A 22,779-nucleotide genomic window follows, 5' to 3' on the forward strand; every position below is an offset into this window, starting at 1 on the left:
TATCGATCCTCCTCGCCGCCGGGCGGCGGGACCGGGGGGGTCATCGCGAGGTACCGGCGTTACTCACTTACGGCCGGCAGTCCAGTTCAGCCCCCAGCCGTAAGCCTGGTCGAGCTCGCGGTGACCGCTGACGTACCGGACCTCACGGCTGACGGTGAAGTCGTTGCCGGTGTTGGTCAGCAGCGCGATCGCGCACATCCGGGCGCCGCCGGCCTGCTCGTCGAGGCGTACCTCGATCGGGGCACCCTGGGCGGGCGTCAGGGTTACCACCGCGTCGGCCTGGTCGAACGACGCCACGCCCTGGTAGATGAAGGCGAACACGAGCAGCCGGCGGATCTGGCCGATCTGCGCGAGGTTGACGTAGAGGTTCTCGCCGCCCACGGCGGCGCCGGTCCGGTCGTCCGCGTCGAGGTTGACGTAGGGCGGCCCGTCGAACGAGCCGAACGCGTCGCCGAGCGCCTGCACCACGCCGGAACGGCCGTCGGTGAGCTCGAACAGCGCGGCGAGGTCCAGGTCGATGCCCCCGCCGGCGGCGCCGAGCACCCGCTTGAGGAAGCCGCCCTTCTGCTGCTGGCCTCCGGACGGGTGCTGGTTCCAGTTGAGGTTGACGTGCAGCCGGCCGCCGCCGCCCTGCTTGCTCAGCGACACGGACGGCGCGGACTTCGTCAGCGTCACCTTGCTCAGCGAGACCGGTCCGGAGCCGGCCGGTGGCGTGGCGGGACGCTTGGTGTAGTCGATGCCCATGGTCCGCTCCTTCGCGGTTGCCGGATTGGTGATCTGCCATCGGTGGACGGACACGACCGGTGGGTGGACCGTCGCCGGCTGCGCCCGATGTCGCCTCGACGATGTCACATCGGCGGTGGACCACTCCAGACCGCAGCTACCCGCCGGATGCGCGGGACCGTCGGCGACCCGTCCGCCGCCGGCCGGCCCCGGCCGGTCGCGCCGGCGCTACAGCGGCGCGCCCACCGCCTCGCGCGGCTGGCCCTGGCCGCCCTCGCCTCCGTCGCCCCTGGTGGAGCCGGTGGAGTCGGCATCGGCGTCGGCGTCGGCGTGCCGGCGGCGGTGGCGGATGGAGGACACCAGCGCCAGGCCGATGAAGGCGACCCCGACCAGGCCGGTGACGATCTCCGGGACCTCGGTCTCGATCGAGATGGCGAGGATGATCGCCAGCGCGCCGATCGCGTAGTGCGCGCCGTGCTCGAGGTAGATGTACTCGGACAGGGTGCCGCGGCGGACGAGGTACACGGTCAGCGAACGGATGTACATCGCGCCGATGCCCAGGCCGGTGGCGATGACGAAGATGTTCTGGGAGATCGCGAACGCGCCGACGACGCCGTCGAACGAGAACGACGCGTCGATGACCTCCAGGTAGAGGAACAGGAAGGCGGCCGCCCGGCCGGTGGCGAGCACCAGCTTCGGCTGCCCGGAGGACCGCGGGGCAGCGGTCTTCCCGGCGCCCTCGGCGGCCGCGTCGTCGTCGGCGTCCTCGTCCTCGTCGGCGTCGGCGCCGACTCCGCGCGACTCGAAGAACTCGCCGAGTCCCCGCACGCCGAGGTAGGTCGCCAGGCCCGCGACGCCCGCGGTCAGCACCTGCTGGGTGTGGTCACCGGAGAACGCCTCGCCCACGACGAGCAGCGCGACGAGGCCGATCACGGTCGGGATCACGTCAAGCTGGCCGGCGCGGCGCAGCGGCTCCTCCAGCTTCTTGATCCACTGAACGTCCCGCTCCGTGTCGAACAGGAAGTCCAGGAACAGCATGAACAGGAAGATCCCGCCGAAGGCGGCGATCGCCGGGTGCGCGTCGCCGAGCTTCTCCGCGTACTGCGCGCTGTCGTTGAGCGCCAGGTCGAAGACCTTGATCGGACCGAGGTGCGCGGTGAGCGCCACGATGATGATCGGGAAGAGCAGTCGCATGCCGAACACGGCGATGACGACGCCAAGCGTCAGGAAGAGCTTCTGCCAGAAGGGGTTCATCCGGCGCAGGATCGTCGCGTTGATGACCGCGTTGTCGAAGGAAAGGCTGATCTCGAGCACGGCGAGGATGGCGACGATCGCCGCGTCCCGGGGGCTGCCGATCACCCCCGCTCCGGCCACCCCGATCGCGGTGATCGCCAACGACCACCCGAAGATCCGCAAGGCGTGCACGCCCATCAACACCTTTCCGGACCGATCGCCAGACCCCGGTCGCGCCGCGCGGGCGGATCCGCGGTCCGTCGGATCCCGCCGCGTCGCCTGAACTCGCCGGAGACCGCGTCGGCCCGCGGCCGGTTGGCCCGGAGCGGCGGTCGTCGGCATCGTAGCTGTTCATCCGGTGGGCGCGACCTGACAAATGGGTTACACCGGATAGGTCGCGCCCTACCCGCGCACTACCTCCACACACTCCGGGTGACCGGGCCGCCGGGCCGCCGCCGGCCGTCCCGGGCCGGTGAACGGCTTCCCCGGGATGGCCGGTGCCGGTCCTGCGACCGGCGCCGGCCGTCCCCGCCGCCGGGCACGTGGCCCGGCGTGCCGCACGTGCTGCGAACCCGGGTCAGACGTTGACGCCGAAGTCGCGGGCGATCCCGGCCAGGCCCGAGGCGTAGCCTTGGCCGACGGCGCGGAACTTCCAGTCCGATCCGTGCCGGTAGACCTCGCCGAACACCATGGCCGTCTCGGTGGAGGCGTCCTCGGTGAGGTCGTAGCGGGCGATCTCGGTGCCGCCGGCGCCGTTGACGATGCGGATGAAGGCGTTGCGGACCTGGCCGAAGTTCTGCTGGCGCGAGTCCGCGTCGTAGATGGAGACCGGGAACACGATCTTGTCGATCTCCGCGGGCAACGACGTGAGGTTCACGGAGATGGCCTCGTCGTCACCCTCGCCCTCACCGGTGAGGTTGTCGCCCTGGTGCTCGATCGCGCCCTCGGGGCTCTTGAGGTTGTTGAAGAAGACGAAGTGCCCGTCCGAGACGACCTTGCCGTCGGCGCGGCACGCGATGGCGCTGGCGTCCAGGTCGAAGTCGGCGCCGGTCGTGCTGCGCACGTCCCAGCCGAGGCCGACCAGGATGTTGGTCAGGCCGGGCGCCTCTTTGGACAGCGACACGTTGCCGCCCTTGCTGAGACTGACTCCCACTGTGTTCCTCCTGCTGTGCGTCGACTGCGTTGTCTGGGGGCCGCACCCGAGCCGGGCGGCGGCCGCTGTCCGGAAGCGCGGCACGCCCCCGGGTGTCCCGGATACCCCGGCGGCCGGGCGCCGGCAGCCTACTGCCCGACGCGTTCGGCACGGTGACTCTCCGCCCGCGGAGGCCACGTGCCGGAGTACGTGTGCTCTGCGGGACGAACGAGTCACGCGCGAGGTTCCCGCCGCCGGTCCGCCGCCGGTCCGGCGGCGGACGGCCGCGCGACCCGATCCGGTATACCGGGCCGCCAGCCCGCTCGCCGTCGCGCAGCCGACAGGACCAGGACCAGCCCCGCGATGACCCCATCAGGCGGTCACTTCACCCGGCGGAAACGCGGATGGAACACGACCCGACCGGTCACCCAACGCAACAACAACGCGGGGCGGCCCCGCCGGATCCGCTCCGGGCCCGACACTGTCACCGGTGCGGCAGCGAATGTGCACGCCGGACGGCACAACAGACGAGGTTCGGACGTTCGTAGGCGCAGCAACTGGGGAACATCGGCTTCGGCGGGAACCATCCGGACGGGGCCGTCAGACCCACCCCAACGCCAACAATCACCCATCCGGTGGCCGCAGGCAGTTCACGCAGAGGTGTCGCTATTCGCCACGTGCAGGGCGGACTATTGAGGCGTGGTTCGTCTGGATAAGGTCGCCATGATGATCGGACGTTCAGTAGGCCGGGTTGTCATCTCCGATGTGACCCCGGTCGTGTCGTGTGGGCAGTGGCCCGCGCGCGCGGTCGTGGGCGAGAACCTCACCGTCGGTGCGACCGTGTTCCGGGAGGGTCACGACCTCATCGGCGCCAACGTCGTGCTGTCGGGACCCGACGGCCAGGGCACGCCGTTCATCCGCATGCGGTCCGCGGGCTCCGGCACCGACCGGCTCGAGGCGGAGATCACTACCGGCGACGAGGGCCTGTGGGGTTACCGCGTCGAGGCGTGGTCCGATCCGGTCGCCACCTGGCGGCACGGCATCGAGCTCAAGGTCGGTGCGGGACAGGACGTCGACGAGCTCGCGGTCGACTTCGAGGACGGCGCGCGGCTGCTGCTGCGGGCGCTGCCGGGCGTGCCGGAGGGCCGGCGCGCCGAGATCGCCCGGGCGGTGGCCGCGCTGCGCGACGACAGTCGCGATGATCCCCACGAACGGATCGCCGCCGCCCTGGACCCTCGGTTGACGAGCCTGCTGGACGCCTTCCCGCTGCGCGAGCTGGTGACCCGCTCCTCCTTGTACCGGGTCTGGGTCGACCGGCCCCGGGCGCTGTACGGGAGCTGGTACGAGATGTTCCCCCGCTCGGAGGGGGCGACCCTCGACCCGCCGCGCTCGGGGACCTTCCTCACCGCCGCTGAGCGCCTGCCGGCGATCGCGGCGATGGGCTTCGACGTGGTCTACCTGCCCCCGATCCACCCGGTCGGCGAGGTCAACCGCAAGGGTCCGAACAACACCCTCGTTCCCGGCCCGGACGACCCCGGCTCGCCCTGGGCGATCGGCAGTGAGCACGGTGGCCACGACGCCGTGCACCCGGACCTGGGCACGATCGAGGACTTCGACCTGTTCGTCGCGCGGGCCCGTTCCCTGGGCATGGAGATCGCCCTGGATCTCGCCCTGCAGTGCGCGCCGGACCATCCGTGGGCGAAGCACCACCCGGAGTGGTTCGTCGTGCGCAGCGACGGTTCGATCGCCTACGCGGAGAATCCGCCGAAGAAGTACCAGGACATCTATCCGCTGAACTTCGACACCGACCCGACCGGGCTCTACCAGGAGATCCTGCGGGTCGTCCGGCACTGGACCGCGCACGGAGTGCGAATCTTCCGGGTGGACAACCCGCACACGAAGCCGGTCGAGTTCTGGGAGTGGCTCATCGGTCAGGTGAAGGCGACCGAGCCGGACGTGCTGTTCCTCGCCGAGGCGTTCACCCGGCCGGCGATGATGCACACCCTCGCCAAGGTCGGCTTCACCCAGTCGTACACGTACTTCACCTGGCGCAACCAGAAGTGGGAGCTGGAGGAGTACGCCCGCGAACTGATCGATGCCGCCCACTACATGCGGCCGAACTTCTTCGTGAACACCCCGGACATCCTGCCGGGCTACCTGCAGGAGGGCGGGCCGGCGGCGTTCCGGATCCGGGCGGTGCTCGCGGCCACGATGTCGCCGACCTGGGGCGTCTACGCCGGGTACGAACTGTACGAGAACACCCCGGTCCGGCCGGGCAGCGAGGAGTACCTCGACTCGGAGAAGTACCAGTACCGGCCGCGGGACTGGGCGGCGGCCGAGCGGGAGGGCCGCTCGCTGGCGCCCTACCTGACCCGGCTCAACCAGATCCGCCGGGCCCACCCGGCGCTGCACTGGCTGCGCAACCTGCACCTGCACCACGCCGACGGCGACGAGTTCATCGTCTACTCCAAGCGGCTGGCGGAGGTGGACGACCCGGGCGGATCGGCCGGGCCAGCCGGTCCGGGCGGGACGGGCGGCGCTGACACCGTGCTCGTCATCGTCAACCTCGACCCGCACGAGACGCGGGAGACCACGGTGCGCCTCGACATGCCCGCCCTCGGCCTCGGCTGGGACGACTCCTTCGACGTGACCGACGAGATCACCGGGCAGACCTTCCGGTGGGGCCGGGACAACTACGTCCGGCTCGACCCGTCCGTCGAGCCCGCGCACATCCTCACCGTGCGAGCCCGGTCGTGACGGAGCCGGAGCCCCTCAGCGAGCCCATCGGCGACGACACCCCCCGCCCGGCCCCCGCCGGTCCCGTCGGGGAGTCGTCCCGCGACCCGTACTGGTTCAAGCGCGCCGTGTTCTACGAGGTGCTCATCCGAGGCTTCGCCGACTCCAACGGCGACGGCACGGGCGACATCCGCGGCCTGATCTCCAAGCTCGACTATCTGGAGTGGCTCGGCGTCGACTGTCTGTGGCTGCTGCCGATCTACTCCTCGCCGTTGCGCGACGGCGGTTACGACATCAGCGACTACTTCCAGATCCTGCCCGAATTCGGCGACCTGGGCGACTTTGTCAGTCTCGTCGACGAGGCGCACCGGCGCGGCATCCGGATCGTCGCCGACCTGGTGATGAACCACACCTCCGACGCCCACCCGTGGTTCCAGGCGTCCCGGTCGGATCCGGAGGGGCCCTTCGGGGACTTCTACGTCTGGTCAGACACGGACGAGCGGTATCCCGAGGCGCGGATCATCTTCGTCGACACGGAGAAGTCGAACTGGTCCTGGGACCCGGTGCGCGGTCAGTACTACTGGCACCGCTTCTTCTCCCACCAGCCCGACCTCAACTACGACAACCCGGATGTGCAGGAGGCGATGCTGGAGGTCCTGCGCTTCTGGCTGGACCTCGGCATCGACGGTTTCCGGCTCGACGCGGTGCCCTACCTCTACGTGCGGGACAACACCAACGGCGAGAACCTGCCGGAGACCCACGAGTACCTCCGGCGGGTCCGCAAGGAGGTCGACGCCAAGTACGCCGACCGGGTGCTGCTCGCCGAGGCCAACCAGTGGCCCTCCGACGTCGTCGAGTACTTCGGCAACGACGACGAGTGCCACATGGCGTTCCACTTCCCGCTGATGCCGCGCATCTTCATGGCGGTACGGCGGGAGTCGCGCTATCCCATCTCCGAGATCCTGGCCCAGACGCCGCAGATCCCGCCGAACTGTCAGTGGGGCATCTTCCTGCGCAACCACGACGAGCTCACCCTGGAGATGGTGACCGACGACGAGCGCGACTACATGTGGGCGGAGTACGCCAAGGACCCCCGCATGAAGGCGAACATCGGCATCCGCCGCCGGCTGGCCCCGCTGCTGGACAACAGCCGCGACCAGATGGAGCTGTTCACCGCCCTGCTGCTGTCGCTGCCGGGTTCCCCGGTGCTGTACTACGGCGACGAGATCGGCATGGGCGACAACATCTACCTCGGCGACCGGGACAGCGTGCGGACCCCGATGCAGTGGTCGCCCGACCGCAACGCGGGCTTCTCCACGTCCGACCCGGCCCGGCTCTACCTGCCCCTGATCATGGACCCGGTGTACGGCTACCAGGCCCTGAACGTCGAGGCCGGGCAGCGGATGCCGACGTCGTTCCTGTCCTGGACGAAGCGGATGATCGAGGTGCGCAAGCGCCATCCCGTCTTCGGTCTGGGTACGTACGAGGAGCTGGCCTCGTCCAATCCGTCGGTCTTCGCCTACGTGCGCGAATTCGGTGACGACCGGGTGCTGTGCGTCGCGAACCTGTCCCGCTTCGCCCAGCCGGTGGAGCTGGATCTGCGCCGTTTCGAGGGATTGGTGCCCGTCGAGCTGCTCGGCCGGGTGCACTTCCCGCCGATCGGCGAGCTTCCCTACCTTCTGACGTTGCCCGGGCACGGACATTACTGGTTCGCGTTGACCGTACCGGGGGAATTCACCCCCTAGCCCCCTGGGGCGGACGGGGGGAGAGTAGAGCGCTAGACCCGGTCCCGGTGACGGCGGCAGGGTCCGGTGAAACCGGCGGGCCGGCCGGCAGACCGCGGGGCTGGCCGGCGGGAACACCGAGGTCGCCGCGGTGGTACGCGCGCGACGTGGCTGACGAAAGGTAACTTTCGGGACATTCGACGTTAGGTGCACACGATGATCGTCGAGCACAGGCATCGGGAGGTCGAGGATGGGTGACCACCACGCCGAACTGACCGGCCTGCTGACCGACTGGCTTCCCCGACAGCGCTGGTTCGCCGGCAAGGGCCGCGGCGCCGGGCGGATCCGGATTCGCCGGGACACCACCGTCTTCGAGCCGCTGCGGCTGCTCGTCGTCGACGTGGACTACGACCACGGGCCACCGGACCACTACCAGGTTCCCCTGGTGGTCCGGACCGACGCCCCCTTCGGCCACGAGGGCTTCCTGATCGGCGAGTGTGCCGGCGGGCTGGTGTACGACGGGCTGCACGACCCCGACGGCAGCGCCGCCCTGCTGCAGTTCCTCGGCCGCTCGGCCCGCCGGGACGACCTCGTCGCCGAGACGACGCGGACGCTGGACGACCTGCCCGCGCACGCCGTCGGCGCGGAACAGTCCAACACCTCGATCATCTACGGCGACGCCTACATCCTGAAGGTGTTCCGCCGGCTCTGGCCGGGCATCAACCCGGACCTGGAGGTCACCCGGGCTCTCGCCGGGGTCGGCAGCACGCACGTCGCCGCCCCGGTCGCCTGGTTCTCCGGGGAGGTCGAGGGGCGGCAGACCACGCTCGGTTTCCTCCAGGAGTACCTGCGCAGCGGGACCGAGGGCTGGCGGCTGGCGCTGGCCAGCGTGCGCGACCTCTACGCCGAGGCCGACCTGCACGCCGACGAGGTCGGCGGGGACTTCGACGCGGAAGCGGAGCGGCTCGGCGTGGCCACCGCCGAGGTGCACGCGGACCTGGCCCGGGCACTGCCGACGCGCCCACCCACCGCCGACGCGCTGCGTGCCCTGGTGACGTACCTGCACGGCCGCCTCGACGCCGCCGTCGAGGCCGTTGCCGAGCTGCGGCCCTTCGAGGCCGCCGTGCGCAAGTCCTACGACGAGCTCACCGGCGCGGCGCCGGCAGTCGTTCATCCCCGGCCGTTCCAGCGGCTGCACGGCGACCTGCATCTTGGCCAGGTGCTGCGGGTCGACTCGGGCTGGGTGCTGTTCGACTTCGAGGGCGAGCCGNCCCGCCCGGTCGCCGAGCGGGTGGGGTTGGAGTCGCCGCTGCGCGACGTCGCCGGGATGCTCCGGTCGTTCGACTACGCGGCTCGTTCCATGCTGTTGGAGCGGGGCGACGAGCCCGCGCTGGTCTACCGGGCGCAGGAGTGGGCCGACCGCAACCGGGAGGCGTTCTGCCGGGGGTACGGCGCCGCTGCCGGTCGCGACCCACGCGAGGACGCGGCGATGCTGCGTGCGTTCGAGCTCGACAAGGCGGTCTACGAGGTGCTCTACGAGGCGCGCCACCGGCCGGGGTGGATCGGCATCCCGATGGCCTCGGTGGAGCGGCTCACCCAGACCCACCCACCGGCCCAGACCCACCCACCGGCTCAGATCCACCCACCGGCTCAGACCCACCCACCGGCCGGATGAGCGGGAGCGGGCGGACCGATCCGCCGCCGGTGCGCCGAACCATCGTCCCCATCGCGGAGAGAGGCAGGGGTGTCCCAGTGAACAGCGGCGACGTCAANAACGGCACGGCGCGGACGGGACACCGCGGCGCCGGGCAGATCACCGGCCGACCCGACGCCGATCCGGCGAGCGCACCGGCCCGCGACCGCTCGGGCCGCGTGGCCCTGGCCGACCGGGTCCCGGGGCGCCTGCCCGATCTGGACAACTCGGCGACCGACGCGCCGGCGGCGGCCGGCGACCCAGCGACCCCGGGCGGCCCCGACGCGGCTACCAGGCCGCCGACGTCCCTCGCCGCCGCCGCGCCGGCGCCGGGCGTGCCGCTCGGCCTGCCACGCGAGGACCTCGAACGGCTCGTCAACGGCACCCACCACGACCCGCACTCGCTGCTCGGGGCGCACCCGGCCGGGGACACGACCGTCGTGCGGGTGCTGCGTCCCGACGCGAGCGCCGTGACCGTGCTCGTCGGCGAGGACCGCCACCCGGCGGCTCGACTCCACAGCGGCGGGGTGTTCGCCGTGGCGCTGCCGGAGGTCCTGCCCGACTACCGCGTCGAGGTGGCCTACCCGCACGGCTCCCACGTCGTCGACGACCCCTACCGGCACCTGCCGACCCTCGGCGAGATGGATCTGCACCTGATCAGCGAGGGCCGGCACGAGGAGCTCTGGAAGGTGCTCGGGGCGCACCTGCGTGAGCTGTCGACCCCGGGCGGCACGACCGTCACCGGGGTGAGCTTCGCCGTCTGGGCACCGTCGGCGCGGGGGGTGCGGCTGGTCGGCGACTTCGACTTCTGGGACGGCCGGGCGTTCCCGATGCGCTCGCTGGGCCACAGCGGCGTGTGGGAGCTGTTCGTGCCCGGCGCCGGCGTCGGGCTTCGGTACAAGTACGAGATCCTCGGCTTCGACGGGGTGTGGCGGCAGAAGGCCGACCCGATGGCCTTCCGCACCGAGGTCCCGCCCGCCACCGCGAGTGTCGTCACCCACTCGGACTACACGTGGGACGACCAGGACTGGCTCGACCGGCGTGCCCGCACGGCCTGGCACGCCGAGCCGATCAGCGTCTACGAGGTCCACCTGGGCTCGTGGCGGCGCGGGCTGTCCTACCGCGAGCTCGCCGACCAGCTCACCGCCTACGTCCTGGACAACGGCTTCACGCACGTGGAGATGCTGCCCGTCGCCGAGCATCCGTTCGGCGGCTCCTGGGGCTACCAGGTGTCGGCGTACTACGCGCCGACGGCGCGCTTCGGCGGCCCGGACGAGTTCCGCCACCTCGTCGACACGCTGCACCGCGCCGGCATCGGCGTGATCGTCGACTGGGTGCCGGCCCACTTTCCCCGGGACTCCTGGGCGCTGGGCCGCTTCGACGGCACGCCCCTGTACGAGCACCCCGATCCGCGCCGGGGCGAGCAGCCCGACTGGGGGACCTACGTCTTCGACGTCGGCCGCAACGAGGTGCGCAACTTCCTCGTCGCCAACGCGCTGTACTGGTTCGAGGAGTTCCACATCGACGGCCTGCGGGTCGACGCCGTGGCCTCGATGCTCTACCTCGACTACTCCCGCCCCGACGGCGGCTGGCTGCCGAACGTGCACGGCGGCCGGGAGAACCTCGAGGCGGTGGCGTTCCTGCAGGAGACCAACGCGACGGTCTACCGGCGCTTCCCGGGCGTCATGATGATCGCCGAGGAGTCGACGGCCTGGCCGGGCGTCACGCGCCCCACCCATCTCGGCGGGCTGGGCTTCGGCTTCAAGTGGAACATGGGCTGGATGCACGACACGCTGGACTACAACTCCCGCCAGCCGGTGCACCGCAGCTACCACCACCACCAGATGACGTTCTCGATGGTCTACGCCTACTCGGAGAACTTCGTCCTGCCGTTCAGCCACGACGAGGTCGTCCACGGCAAGGGGTCGCTGCTGCGCAAGATGCCGGGCACCCGGTGGGAACAGCTCGCCAACCTGCGCGCGCTCTACGCCTACATGTGGGCGCATCCCGGCAAGAAGCTGCTGTTCATGGGCTGCGAGTTCGGCCAGGACAACGAGTGGAACGAGGCCGCCTCGCTCGACTGGCCGCTGCTGAGCGACCCGTCGCACCGGGGCGTGGCCAACCTGGTGGCGGACCTCAACGAGCTGTACCGGTCCACCCCGGCGCTGTACCGCCGAGACAGCGATCCGAGCGGTTTCTCCTGGATCGACGCCAACGACACCGCCAACAACGTGTTCTCGTTCCTGCGCTGGTCGGACGGGACCTCGGCCGGCGGCCACCCGGCCGCAGCCGCCCCGAACGCAGCCGCCCGGGCCGGGGCCGATGTGGCGGGGCAGCCGACGGCCGGCGGCAACCCGACGGGGGCGGACGCGGCGGACGGCGGGGTCCTGGCCTGCGTCACGAACTTCGCCGGAATCGGTCACCACGGCTACCGCCTCGGCCTGCCCTTCCCCGGCCGCTGGCGGGAGGTGCTCAACTCGGACGGACAGCGCTACGGCGGCGGCAACGTCGGCAACTTCGGCGCCGTGCAGGCCGTCGAGGAGTCCCACCACGGCCTGCCCGCCTCCGCGACCCTTACGCTGCCGCCGCTGGGCACCGTCTGGTTCCGCTACGAGCCCGGCACCGCCGACTCCCCCGGTTCCCCGGCCTGAAGGCCTGGCCGGGGTCGGCGTCTCGTCGGCGGAGTCGGGGCCGCAGCCGCCGGGCCGCGGTCAGAACAGGGCTGCGGCCAGGGCTCGGCGGGCGGGGGCGACGGCGGGTTCGGCGTCGCCGAGTGCCTGGAACAGGTCGACGAGGTGGGCACGGGCCTGCTCTCGCTCCGGGCCGGAGGTACGCCGCACGACCGCGACGAGACCGGCGAGCGCACCGGCCACGTCGCCCTGCGCGATGCCCAGGTCGGCCGCGGCGATCGCGGCGTCCACGTCGTCGGGATCGGCCGCGAGCCGCGCGCGGATGTCCGCCGGGTCGTGGTCGCGCACCCGGCGCAGCAGCTCGGCGCGGGCCAGACCGGTGAGCGCATCCGGGTCCGCCGGCGCCTCGGCGAGGCGGACCCGGTAGGACTCGACCGCCGTGTCGATGTCGCCGCGGGCCAGCGCGGCCTCGGCCGCCGCCAGGTGCGGATCCCGCGCGGAATCACCGGCCGCCGCACCGGGCATCCCGCCCATCGCCTCGTCGACGAGGGAAAGCAGCTGGTCGAGCCAGTTGCGCACCTCGCGCTCGGGGACGGCGCCGGTGAACTCGCCGATGATGCGGCCGCCGACGACGGCCTTCACCGCCGGGATGCCCTGCACCCCCGCCGCCTGGGCGAGGCCCGGGTTGGCGTCGACGTCGATCTTGGCGAGGACCCAGCGACCGCCGTCGGCCAGCGCCAGCTTCTCGAGCACCGGGCTGAGCTGCTTGCACGGGCCGCACCAGGACGCCCAGAAGTCGAGCACGACCGGCACCTGCATCGAGCGGCTGACGACGTCGGTGGCGAAGCTCGCCTCGGTGACGTCGATGACCACGGGACCGCCGGGCGCGTCACCGGAGCCGGCGGCGGTGGCGCCGTTCGCGCCCGTCGCGGCGGGCCCGGCGTTCGCGGGCGGGGGCGGGGTGGCCGGCTTCGGGTCGAGGGGGACGGCGCCGGCGAGGCGCAGACCGCCGAGGCTGTCGGGCAGGCGCCCGGGTCGTCCCGGGCCTCCCGCACCCCGCGGCGGTCCGGATGGGACTGGTGGCCTACGTTGCATGCCTCCATCGTGACATCCGGGTGGGGCGGACGGCCCTGCCGGCGGATGACTTTTCGGGGCCCGTTGTCCGCGCCGTCTCCCGGCGGCCCGGGTCAGCCCGCATCGTCCCCCGCGAGGTCCCCCGCGACGTCCCCCGCGGGACCCCCGGCGAGCAGCCGGTCGATGCTCGCCACCTTTCCGTGCAGGGCGTCGCTGACGCCGGGGCGCAGGTCCGCCTTGAGCACGAGGCTGACCCGGCCGGCACGGGCGCCCACGGCCTGCGTGGCCCGGCGCACGACGTCCATCACCTCGTCCCACTCGCCCTCGATCGTGGTGAACATGGCGTTGGTCTCGTGCGGCAGGCCGCTCGCGCGCACGATGCGGACCGCCTCGGCGACCAGCTCGGCGACACCCTCGCCGGTTCCAATGGGCGTGACACTGAAGGCAACCAGCATGGGATCAGACCTACCACGCCGACGCCGCGACGACCATCGCTCCGACGCAGTGCCACGCGCCTGCTACTTTGACAAAACGGATGGGTCGGTAAGCTAGCGACTTGTCACGAAAAGTTGCGCGATCGACCCCCGTGTGGGCGCTTACGCAAACCCGGGACAACGGGCTCTGACGGCACGCCCTACCATTGCCCGCCGTGGGGTGGAAGAAGACGGATGACGAGGCGTAGGTGGGGCCACGCACACTGCTCGACGCGCTGACGGACCTGGCTGTGGTCGTCAGCGCGGACGGCCATGTCACCGACATGGGCGCCGCGGCTCGCGCCTTCCTCGGTGACCGGATCCCCCGTGACCCGCATCTGCGGGACCTCGTCGAGGTGGTCGACCCGGCGTTCCGCGCCGCGCTCAGCGAGGCTGCGACGGCCGCGCTGGCGCAGTCCGGGCAGTGGCGCGGCTCCGTGGGTCTGGTCGACCCCGCCGGGACGACCGTGCCGCACCACGTGACCATCCGGCGCGATCCGGACGGCGGCCTGGTCCTGCTCGCCCGCGACACGACCGACCAGCGTGCCCGCGAGATCGCCGAGAACGACTCCAGGGCCAAGGACGAGCTGATCGCCCGCCTGGGCCACGAGCTGCGCACCCCGCTCAACGCGATGCTCGGCTTCGCCCAGCTTCTGGAGCTGGAGCCACTCACCCCCGACCTGCACGACGACGTCGAGCGGATCATCACCGGCGGCCGGCACATGCAGGCCCTCATCGATGACGTGCTGGACCTGGCCCGGCTGCGTGCGGGTCGCGGCGACATCAACAAGGGCCCGGTCAACGTCCTCGACATCGTCCAGGGCGTGGTGGAGCTGGTCGAGCCGCTCGCCGCGCAGCGCAGCATCCGCCGCGTGATCGACCCGGCCGTGCCGCTCATCGCCGACGCGGACCGCCGCCGGCTGTGGCAGGTGCTGCTCAACCTCGTCGGCAACGCCCTGAAGTACGGCCGCGAAGGCGGCAGCGTGCGGGTCGGCATCGTGCCGATCACGGGCTCCCGCATCCGCATCGAGGTCGAGGACGACGGCGCGGGCCTGTCCCCGCGGGCGATCGACCGGTTGTTCCGACCGTTCGAGCGGCTGGGCGCCGAACGCAGCGGGATCGAGGGCAGCGGGCTGGGGCTCGCCCTCTCCCACGCCCTGGTCACCGCGATGGGCGGGGTGCTGACGGTCGCCAGCCGCTACGGGGTCGGCAGCGTGTTCGCCATCGTGCTCGACGCCGTCGACATGCGCTTCGAGGACCCCGACTCCGACGACGACGGCTTCGGCGATCACCTCGGCGGCCACGGCTACCGTGGGACGAGCTACGGTCGCGCCGGCTACGGCGAAGCGAGTCACGGTCGCGCCGGCTACGGTGACACCGCCTATGGCGACGCCGCCTATGGCGACGCCGGCAATGGGCGGGCCCGCCCTACCGGCACCGGCGAGGGTGGTGCCCACGGCGGGCGACACGCGCGCGTCTCCGTCGGCGGCGCAGCGGGCGGAGTCGGGCGGCGGGCGGCTCCCGGCGGCCTACGGGTCGTGCACGTCAGCGGCGATCCGGCCGTGCGGGCGGCCGTCGCGGACATGCTCACCGAAAGCCTCGCCGCCGACCCGGTCACCGTGCCACGGGCGGCCCTCGCGGTCGACGCGGTGCGCCGCGCGCGGCCGGCGTTCATCCTGCTCGACCGCGACCTGCCCGACGCGAGCGCGCCCGAGCTGCTCGCCCAGCTCGCGGCGGACCCCACCACGGCCGCCACGCCGGCATTCGTCCTGACCGAGGACACCGATCCCCGCGAGCGCACCATGCTGCGCCGCGCCGGGGCGGTCGACATCCTCGCCCTCCCGCTGGACCCGGCGAGCCTCGTCGCCGCCGCGACTGCCCTCACCGCCGCGATGACCGCCCCCCGCTGATCCGCGTCCGCTCCCCCGCTCGGCCCCCAGCCGCCGGTTGCTCCGGCAATTGCCGGAGGCTGATGACGTCGGCGGGCGGACGAACCGCCACTGACCTCCAGCAACTGATGACCGTCATGGGGCACCGACCGGCCGCCGGACCCTTCCTCATGAGCTCGGAGATGGCTGTTCAGGCGCGTATCCGATTGTGATCACAAGTAGACAGGCGGCTGAGGCGAGCAAGCCCCACCTGCTCCGAGTCGTGGACGATCGACGTTGAGTAACAGCAGTGCCGCCGCCCTGACCTCACGCTCGCCCCCGGACCACGAGCGTTCTCCGCCACCGGCCCGCCCTGTGTGGACTTGAGTCGTCTAGTCGGCGAGGAGTTCGAAGTCGGCCCAGTCGAAGCCGGGCGCGACGACGCAGCCGACGAGAACGTGCCGCCCGTCGCGGGGCGCGGCCGTCTGCCACTGCCCCGCCGGAACGACGAGCTGCGGCACCTCGCCGGCCGTCGCATCCGGCCCGAGCAGGCCTGCGGGGCCCGGCGACGGCCGGCGGGCCGTGCCGCCGAGGGTGAGCTCGAGGGTGCCACCACCCTGCCAGAGCCAGATCTCGGCCGAGGCCACCCGATGCCACCGGGAAACCTCGCCCGGGCGCAGCAGGAACAGGATGGACGTCATCGCGGGGCGCTGCCCGCCGTGCGCCGTGACAACGTCGGGGCTGGCCCAGGTCTGGCGGTACCAGCCGCCCTCCGGGTGGGACTCAAGGCCGAGGGTGTCGATCAGCTCGTCGGCGGACGTCGTCGGGTCGTCGAGACGGCTCATCGGCAGATCCTCCCCCACAGCTCGCACCGACGTGCCGGGCGCAGCGACGTGCCGGGCGCAGCGACGTGCCGGGCGCAGCGACACGCCGGGGACAGCGACACGCCGGGGACGTGCCGGGTCGGCCGGACCGTCAGCGGGACGGAGCCGGCTGTGCCGTCAGGATGTCGCCGAGGAGGCACTCGGCGGCCGACCAGGGGTCGGCGGCACCGGCGAGGACCTGGTGGGCGAGCTCCGCCAGGCGCGCGTCGTGCGGCGGGGCGGCCAGGAGGTCCCGCAGCGCGGTCAGGGCCAGCCCCCGGATCTCGTCGGCGGCGCGGGCCAGCCGGCGGCGGTCGAGCTCACCGGTCGCGGCGAGTTCCCGCCGGTGCGCGGCGATGCGCGCGACGAGCTCGTCGATGCCCTCGCCCAGGGTCGCGGCGACGCGGACCACCGCCGGCCGCCGGGCGCCGGCGCGCATCCGGGTCAGCGCGGTCAGGTCGGCGACGGTGCGTGCCGCGCCCGGCCGGTCCGCCTTGTTGACGACGAGAACGTCCGCGACCTCCAGCAGGCCCGCCTTGGCCGCCTGCACGTCGTCGCCCGCGCCGGGAGCGAGCAGGACGCAGGTCGTGTCCGCGAGCGCGGCGATGTCGATCTCCGCCTGGCCGACGCCGACGGTCTCGACGATGACGACGTCGAACCCGGCCGCGTCGAGGACCCGCAGTGCCTGCGCGGTCGCGGCCGCCAGCCCACCGAGGCGCCCGCGGCTGGCCAGGGAGCGGATGAACACCCCGGGATCACCGGCGTGCTCGCTCATCCGCACCCGGTCGCCGAGCAGCGCGCCGCCGGAGTACGGCGAGGAGGGGTCGACCGCGAGCACCCCCACCCGGCGCCCGGCGCGGCGGTAGGCCCGCACCAGCGCGGTGACGGTCGTCGACTTGCCGACGCCCGGGGCGCCGGTCAGGCCGACTGTCTGCGCGCCGCCGACGTGCCCGGCCAGCGCCGCGCTGATCTCGGGCCACCACCGGGGAGTGTTCTCCACCGCCGAGAGCAGCCGCGCGAGCGCCCGCCGATCACCGCCGACGGCCGCCGCGACCAACTGCACCGCAGCCGACTCCGCTCCAGCCGACTCCGCCGTGGCCAGCCCCGCCGTGGCCGGATCCGCCCCGCCCAGCCCCGCCGTGGCCGGATCCGCCCCGCCCAGCCCCGCCGTGGCCGGGGCGCGAGCGCGGTCGGGCAGACTCCGCTCGCGGCCGACACCCGCGGCGGAGCCGGTGGTCACGCCGCCGGGACGCGCAGGATCAGGGCATCGCCCTGGCCGCCGCCGCCGCACAGGCCGGCCGCGCCGATCCCGCCGCCACGCCGGGCCAGCTCGTTGAGCAGGGTCAGGGCGATGCGGGCGCCGGACGCGCCGAGCGGGTGGCCGATGGCGATCGCCCCCCCGTTGACGTTGACGATGTCGGAGCCGATCCCGAGGTCGCGCATGGACTGGATGGAGACCGCGGCGAACGCCTCGTTGATCTCGACGAGGTCGAGGTCGGCGGGGGTGAGCCGCTCCTTGGCCAGGGCGGCGAGGATGGCGTTGGACGGCTGGGACTGCAGCGAGGTGTCGGGGCCGGCGACGAAGCCGTGGTGGCCCACCTCGGCGAGGATCGGCAGGCCGAGCTCCTCGGCCTTGGCCCGGCTGGCCACGATGACCGCGGCCGCCCCGTCGGAGATCTGCGACGCGGACCCGGCGGTGATCGTGCCGTCCTTGCCGAACGCCGGGCGCAGCTTGCCGAGCACCTCGGCGGAGGTGTCGGCACGCACGCCCTCGTCCTGGCTGACGACGAGCGGCTCGCCGCGGCGCTGCGGCACCGAGACGGGGACGATCTCGTTGTCGAACAGGCCGTTCTTGGCGGCGGCGGCGGCCCGCTGGTGCGACCGGGCGGCGAACTCGTCCTGCTCGGCACGGGAGATGTTCAGCGCGCCGTTGTAACGCTCGGTGCTCGCGCCCATGGAGATCTGGTCGAAGGCGCAGAACAGAGCGTCCTGGTCGATGGCGTCGAGCGCCTCGGCCGCGCCGTACTTCACCCCGGCGCGCATCGAGCGCAGCAGGTGCGGCGCCCCGGTCATGGACTCCATCCCACCGGCGACGACCAGGTCGAACTCGCCGCTGGCGATGTAGGTGTCGGCGAGGGCGATCGCGTCGAGGCCGGACAGGCACACCTTGTTGACGGTGATCGCGGGCACCGTCATCGGGATGCCGGCGGCGACGGCCGCCTGCCGAGCGGTGATCGGACCGGTGCCGGCCTGGATCACGTGCCCCATGATGACGTACTCGATCGCGTCGCCGGACAGCCCGGCCCGCTCCAGCGCACCGGAGATCGCGATGCCGCCCAGGTCCGTCGCGGTGAAGCTCTTCAACGCCCCGGACAGTTTCCCGATCGGTGTCCGCGCGCCGGCCACGATCACGGAACCAGGCATGGCTGCCTCCTCATCACTGTTGGGAAGATCCTCGCCGGCGTCCTCCCACGGGCCGACGCCGCACGTACCCCTGCGACGACGTCACGGCGGTACGGTCGGTGCGCTCACCCCACGGGTACCCGCAACACCACGATAACGTGATCTTGTTCCTGGTGCCCGGCCCGGCGGCGCACCCCGTGACCGGCCGGGGCCGCCCCGCGGCGGCCGGGCGGGACCCCCGGCCCCGCCGCCCGGCCCCCGGTCAGGACAGCGCGCCGCAGGCCACCACGAAGGGGGAGGGATCCGCCGGCAGCCGCACCGTGCTGGAGGCGGAGTCCTGGACGGTCAGGCCGTCGGGGGTGAACCCCAGCGTCGTGGTGACGACGTTGAACAGGGTGCCGTCGTTCGAGGTCCCGGTGCTGATCTGCAGGGTCTTGTCGGCGCAGCGCAGGCCGATGCCGGAGTTGCCGTGGACGCCGGCACCGAGAGCCAGTCCGCTCGGCGGCGTCACCACGACCAGTTGGTCGAGACTGACGTAGCGCAGCAGGGCGTAGCTCTTCGTCCCGTTGGTCACCTGGGTCTGCACGAGCAGCTCACCGAAACCGTCGCCGTCGATGTCGACGACCGCGCTGTTCAGCGGGGTGACGATGCTGCCGAGGGGGACCTTGGCCTGCTGGCCGTCCCGGGAGAACCGCACGCGCAGGTTCGTCCCCTCCACGGCGACCGTGTCGGGCTGGCCGTCGCCGTCGACGTCGTTCACGCCCGCCGGTTTCGCCACCGGCGTGGGTAGCTGCGGGCTGCCCGGGCCGGTCGAGTTCGACGGGGCGGACGACTGCGGGCTGGTGGGGGCCACCGACTGCGCGGACGCGGATGCCGTCGGCCGGGTCGGCGGCGGGCTCGTCGGCAGGCGGGTGGTCGATCCCGAGGCCGACCCGCCGCCGCCACCGGAGCTGGAGTGACCCGAGCCGCCGCCCAACGACGGCACGGTCGCCGCCCGGCTCGGCTCGCTGAACGTGCTCGGCAGGACGGGCGGCGCAGCCGGCTCGACGACCTGGTTCGACGGGCTCGGCCGGATGGCCACCACCGCCAGCCCGATGAGCGCCGCCATCACCATCCCGCCGACGGTGAACACGGGGATGCGCCAGCGGCGTCGGCGGGCGATGCCGGCGCGGATCTGCCGGTAGGCGTCCGGGGATGGCCGGACGGGCTCAACCGCCTCGGTCAGCAGCCGAGTGAGCTCGTCCGGTTCCAACGCGCTCACCGTAGGCCCTCCAGCTTGCCGCTCAAGGCGGACAGCCCTCGGGAGGTGTAGGCCTTGACGGAGCCGACGCTGCAGCCCATCACCGCCGCCGCGTCCGCCTCGGACATGTCGGCGTAGTAGCGCAGGACGACCGCCTCCCGCTGGCGCCGCGGCAGCTCTCGCAGTGCCTGGATGACGGCGGCTCGCTCGACGAGAGAGTAGGCCCCCTCCTCGGCGCTGGCGGCATCGGGCATGGGCTTGGGGGCATGCTTGAGAGCGACGAGTCGACGACGCAGCGTGGAACGTGCGAGATTGACGACGGTCTGCCGAAGGTAGGCCAGGGCCTTGTCCCGGTCCTGTAGGCGTCCCCAGGCCCCGTGGACGCGGATGTAGGCGTCCTGGACGACCTCTTCGCACAGACCCACGTCATCCAGCAGCAACGCGGCAAGACGCACCAATGACCGGTAGTGCTCGGAGTACAAGGCGGTCAGGGCGGCGTCCGCGTCCCGCGCGACGTCGCTACGGGCGGCGTCGCTCCGCGCAGGCACGGGCCGCCACCCCTCCACGACTGTCATGGGCGCGGTCACACCACGTTGGACGCGGACCGAGCACTCGAAGTTGTCCCGAAAGTTCTATCGCGTCGCACACGAAACAGACAGCCCCCACATCCCGCGACCCCGTCTCCGTACCCATCGGTTACCTCTGCCGCCCTGTCAACTACCTGCGCCTACCTGCGCCGCCCTGTCAACTGCCCGTGCCGCCCGTCAACTGCCTGTGCCGCCCGTCACCCGCCCTCGACCGCGCACCGCCGGAGGCCGATCGTGAAGGACATCCTCGAAGCGATCCTCGCCCAGAGCCCGCCGTCCCCCGACCGGCGAGCAGAGTTCGCCGCGTTCGCGGTCCCGGAGTTCTACCGCGGCGTCGTCGTGCGCCGCGAGGAGACCGGGATGTTCGACGGCGTCCCGTCCCGGGACAAGGATCCGCGCCGCTCCCTGCACGTCGACGAGGTGCCCACACCCGAGGTCGGCCCCGGTGAGGCCCTCGTGGCGGTCATGGCCTCCTCGGTGAACTACAACACGGTGTGGACATCGATCTTCGAACCGATGTCCACGTTCGGCTTCCTCGAACGCTACGGTCGGACATCTCCCCTCGCTTCCCGCCATGACCAGCCTTACCACGTCGTGGGTTCCGATCTGGCCGGAGTCGTGCTGAGGACAGGAGCCGGCGTACACGTCTGGTCCCCGGGGGACGAGGTCGTGGCCCACTGCCTGTCGGTGGAGCTGGAACGCGCCGACGGTCACAACGACACGATGCTGGATCCGGAGCAACGAATCTGGGGTTTCGAGACGAACTTCGGTGGGCTGGCCGAGCTCGCCCTCGTCAAGGCCAACCAGCTCATGCCCAAACCAGGCCATCTCACCTGGGAGGAGGCGGCCGCGCCGGGGCTGGTCAACTCCACCGCCTACCGCCAGCTGGTCTCCGCCAACGGCGCCCGGATGAAGCAGGGCGACGTCGTCCTGGTCTGGGGGGCCTCCGGCGGGCTGGGCTCCTACGCCACCCAGCTCGCGCTGCACGGCGGGGCGATCCCGGTCTGCGTCGTGTCGTCGCCGGCGAAGGCGGAGATCTGCCGGTCCCTCGGGGCCGAGCTCGTCATCGACCGGGCCGCCGAGGACTACCGGTTCTGGAGCGACGAACGCACGCAGAATCCGCGGGAATGGCAGCGGTTCGGCCGGCGCATCCGCGAACTCACCGGCGGCGACGACCCGGACATCGTGCTCGAACATCCCGGGCGAGAGACCTTCGGCGCCTCCGTCTACGTGACCCGTCGTGGCGGCACCATCGCGACCTGCGCCTCCACCACCGGCTTCCTGCACGAGTACGACAACCGGTACCTGTGGATGAACCTGAAGCACGTCGTCGGCTCCCACTTCGCCAACTACCGGGAGGCCTGGGAGGCCAACCGGCTCATCGCCCGGGGGATGGTCCATCCCACCCTCTCCCGGGTGTACCCGCTCACCGAGACGGGGCAGGCCGCCCAGGACGTGCACCGCAACACCCACCAGGGCAAGGTCGGCGTGCTCTGTCTGGCACCCGCCGAAGGGCTGGGGATCCGCGACGAGGAGCTCCGCGCCCGCCACCTGACCGCAATCAACCGGTTCCGCGGCGTGTAGCCGGGGAAATCGCAACGGACCCGATGCCCGGCTGGCGTCACGTTCGCATTGACGGTCTGAGATGCTGAGGTCCTATGACCGAACACACGGATCTCATCCCGATGGCCGGCGAGACCGACGGGCCCCCAGCCTTCGATCTGGTCCGCCGTGGCTACGACCCCAGTCAGGTCACCCACCACGTGAACTGGCTCGTCGAGCAGCTTCGCGAGGCCGAGGCGCACCGGGCCGCGGCCGAGGCCGCCGCGTCCGAGGCGGCGTCGGAGGCGGCCCGCGTGCGCGACGATCTGGTCGCGAACCGTCCCGCGTGGGAGGAGTTCGGCGGCCGGGTCACCCAGATCCTGCAGCTCGCGGAGGAGGAGGCGGCCACCGTCCGCGCCGAGCGGACCCGTGAGGCCGACGCCCAGCTCGAGGAGGCCCGCCGGATCGTCACCGAGGCCGAGGCCGCCCGGGAGAAGACGCTGCGGGAGGCCGACGAGCAGGCCGCCTCGATCGTCTCGACGGCGCGTGCCGAGGCCGAGCGGATCGTCGAGATCGCCCGGTCCACCGCGGCGGCGGCCGAGGAGGAGTCGAAGCGCCGGCTGGCCGATCTGGAGCGTCAGCGCGAGCAGGTCACCACCCAGCTCGCCGCCCTGCGCGAGCAGGTGACGGCCCAGCTCGGCGCGCTGCGCGACAAGCTCACCGCCGCCAGTGCCTCGATCGCCTCGATCGAGGCGGCGCCGGTCGAGGAGCGCAAGGCGATCGGCGCGGAGACGACCGTGCTGCCCGCGCCCGCCAGCGTGCGCAGCGCCTGAGCCCAGGCCGGAACCTCCGCGGCTG

The 22,779-nt window shown here is 72.3% G+C and carries 16 protein-coding genes and 2 pseudogenes; 8 read left to right on the forward strand and 10 right to left on the reverse strand.

Annotation, left to right across the window (positions count from 1 at the left end):
* Positions 1-63: 63 nt before the first annotated feature.
* From FF36_RS20115 to FF36_RS20125, 3 genes are all read right to left on the reverse strand, one after another.
* Positions 64-744 (reverse strand): TerD family protein, encoded by a 681-nt coding sequence (locus tag FF36_RS20115; RefSeq protein ID WP_044886706.1) that lies wholly within the window; start codon positions 742-744, stop codon positions 64-66.
* 207 nt (positions 745-951) lie between these two features.
* Complete coding sequence (locus FF36_RS20120) at positions 952-2,148, reverse strand: DUF475 domain-containing protein (protein WP_052681251.1); 1,197 nt, start codon at positions 2,146-2,148, stop codon at positions 952-954.
* A 385-nt stretch (positions 2,149-2,533) separates the two neighbouring features.
* The gene (locus FF36_RS20125) at positions 2,534-3,109 is read right to left on the reverse strand and encodes a TerD family protein (RefSeq protein WP_044886681.1); all 576 of its coding nucleotides are present in this window, start codon (positions 3,107-3,109) and stop codon (positions 2,534-2,536) included.
* Between the two features lie 702 nt (positions 3,110-3,811).
* Here FF36_RS20125 and FF36_RS20130 point away from each other — a divergent pair.
* The 5 genes and pseudogenes from FF36_RS20130 to glgB all read left to right on the forward strand — a co-directional run.
* Complete coding sequence (locus FF36_RS20130) at positions 3,812-5,845, forward strand: alpha-1,4-glucan--maltose-1-phosphate maltosyltransferase (protein ID WP_044886682.1); 2,034 nt, start codon at positions 3,812-3,814, stop codon at positions 5,843-5,845.
* On the forward strand, positions 5,842-7,569 hold the full coding sequence (gene treS / locus FF36_RS20135) for a maltose alpha-D-glucosyltransferase (RefSeq protein ID WP_044886683.1): 1,728 nt from the start codon (positions 5,842-5,844) through the stop codon (positions 7,567-7,569). The genes FF36_RS20130 and treS overlap by 4 nt, the downstream gene beginning before the upstream one ends.
* Before the next feature lie 229 nt (positions 7,570-7,798).
* Positions 7,799-8,818: maltokinase N-terminal cap-like domain-containing protein (locus FF36_RS20140; protein WP_242422658.1), on the forward strand; the 1,020-nt coding region annotated here is incomplete at its 3' end.
* 1 nt (position 8,819) lies between these two features.
* Positions 8,820-9,223: pseudogene (locus tag FF36_RS38540) on the forward strand (maltokinase N-terminal cap-like domain-containing protein); the annotation flags it as partial.
* A gap of 98 nt (positions 9,224-9,321) precedes the next feature.
* A pseudogene (gene glgB, locus FF36_RS20145) lies at positions 9,322-11,892 on the forward strand (1,4-alpha-glucan branching protein GlgB); the annotation flags it as partial.
* 60 nt (positions 11,893-11,952) lie between these two features.
* Here glgB and FF36_RS20150 read toward each other — a convergent pair.
* A complete protein-coding gene (locus FF36_RS20150) occupies positions 11,953-12,897 on the reverse strand; it encodes a tetratricopeptide repeat protein (RefSeq protein ID WP_044886707.1) in 945 nt (314 codons plus the stop codon).
* A 161-nt stretch (positions 12,898-13,058) separates the two neighbouring features.
* Positions 13,059-13,400 carry an MTH1187 family thiamine-binding protein gene (locus FF36_RS20155; RefSeq protein ID WP_044886686.1) on the reverse strand — a complete coding sequence of 114 codons (342 nt, stop codon included), beginning with the start codon at positions 13,398-13,400 and terminating at the stop codon, positions 13,059-13,061.
* 227 nt (positions 13,401-13,627) lie between these two features.
* Here FF36_RS20155 and FF36_RS20160 point away from each other — a divergent pair, with 227 nt between their 5' ends.
* A complete protein-coding gene (locus FF36_RS20160; RefSeq protein WP_044886687.1) occupies positions 13,628-15,328 on the forward strand; it encodes a hybrid sensor histidine kinase/response regulator in 1,701 nt (566 codons plus the stop codon).
* A gap of 350 nt (positions 15,329-15,678) precedes the next feature.
* Here FF36_RS20160 and FF36_RS20165 read toward each other — a convergent pair whose 3' ends face one another.
* The 5 genes from FF36_RS20165 to FF36_RS20185 form a co-directional block, all read right to left on the reverse strand.
* Entirely contained in the window at positions 15,679-16,131 is a 453-nt protein-coding gene (locus tag FF36_RS20165; RefSeq protein WP_044886708.1) for a cupin domain-containing protein, read from the reverse strand.
* A gap of 130 nt (positions 16,132-16,261) precedes the next feature.
* Positions 16,262-17,389, reverse strand: coding sequence for a methylmalonyl Co-A mutase-associated GTPase MeaB (gene meaB / locus FF36_RS20170; RefSeq protein ID WP_082122080.1), 1,128 nt, complete (start codon positions 17,387-17,389; stop codon positions 16,262-16,264).
* The gene (locus tag FF36_RS20175) at positions 17,386-18,573 is read right to left on the reverse strand and encodes an acetyl-CoA C-acetyltransferase (protein WP_044886688.1); all 1,188 of its coding nucleotides are present in this window, start codon (positions 18,571-18,573) and stop codon (positions 17,386-17,388) included. Before FF36_RS20175 ends, meaB begins: the two co-directional genes overlap by 4 nt.
* Positions 18,574-18,814: 241 nt before the next feature.
* Positions 18,815-19,813 carry an FG-GAP repeat domain-containing protein gene (locus tag FF36_RS20180; protein WP_044886689.1) on the reverse strand — a complete coding sequence of 333 codons (999 nt, stop codon included), beginning with the start codon at positions 19,811-19,813 and terminating at the stop codon, positions 18,815-18,817.
* On the reverse strand, positions 19,810-20,367 hold the full coding sequence (locus FF36_RS20185) for a SigE family RNA polymerase sigma factor (RefSeq protein ID WP_044886710.1): 558 nt from the start codon (positions 20,365-20,367) through the stop codon (positions 19,810-19,812). The genes FF36_RS20180 and FF36_RS20185 overlap by 4 nt, the downstream gene beginning before the upstream one ends.
* Before the next feature lie 246 nt (positions 20,368-20,613).
* On the opposite strand from FF36_RS20185, the gene ccrA reads away from it, so the two are divergent.
* Together ccrA and FF36_RS20195 are read left to right on the forward strand one after the other, a co-directional pair.
* Complete coding sequence (gene ccrA, locus FF36_RS20190) at positions 20,614-21,963, forward strand: crotonyl-CoA carboxylase/reductase (RefSeq protein ID WP_044886690.1); 1,350 nt, start codon at positions 20,614-20,616, stop codon at positions 21,961-21,963.
* Between the two features lie 74 nt (positions 21,964-22,037).
* Positions 22,038-22,754, forward strand: a complete 717-nt coding sequence (locus FF36_RS20195; RefSeq protein WP_044886691.1) for a sugar-binding protein — start codon at positions 22,038-22,040, stop codon at positions 22,752-22,754.
* Positions 22,755-22,779: the final 25 nt, after the last annotated feature.

The sequence above is a fragment of the Frankia torreyi genome (genome assembly GCF_000948395.1).
In the GTDB taxonomy this organism is placed as follows: domain Bacteria; phylum Actinomycetota; class Actinomycetes; order Frankiales; family Frankiaceae; genus Frankia; species Frankia torreyi.

Excerpts from the sequence above, each read along its gene's own strand:
- FF36_RS20115 (WP_044886706.1), bottom strand. The coding sequence starts at position 744 with ATGGGCATCGACTACACCAAGCGTCCCGCCACGCCACCGGCCGGCTCC.
- FF36_RS20130 (WP_044886682.1), top strand. The coding sequence starts at position 3,812 with ATGATGATCGGACGTTCAGTAGGCCGGGTTGTCATCTCCGATGTGACC.
- FF36_RS20155 (WP_044886686.1), bottom strand. The coding sequence starts at position 13,400 with ATGCTGGTTGCCTTCAGTGTCACGCCCATTGGAACCGGCGAGGGTGTC.
- FF36_RS20165 (WP_044886708.1), bottom strand. The coding sequence starts at position 16,131 with ATGAGCCGTCTCGACGACCCGACGACGTCCGCCGACGAGCTGATCGAC.
- FF36_RS20175 (WP_044886688.1), bottom strand. The coding sequence starts at position 18,573 with ATGCCTGGTTCCGTGATCGTGGCCGGCGCGCGGACACCGATCGGGAAA.
- FF36_RS20185 (WP_044886710.1), bottom strand. The coding sequence starts at position 20,367 with ATGACAGTCGTGGAGGGGTGGCGGCCCGTGCCTGCGCGGAGCGACGCC.
- FF36_RS20195 (WP_044886691.1), top strand. The coding sequence starts at position 22,038 with ATGACCGAACACACGGATCTCATCCCGATGGCCGGCGAGACCGACGGG.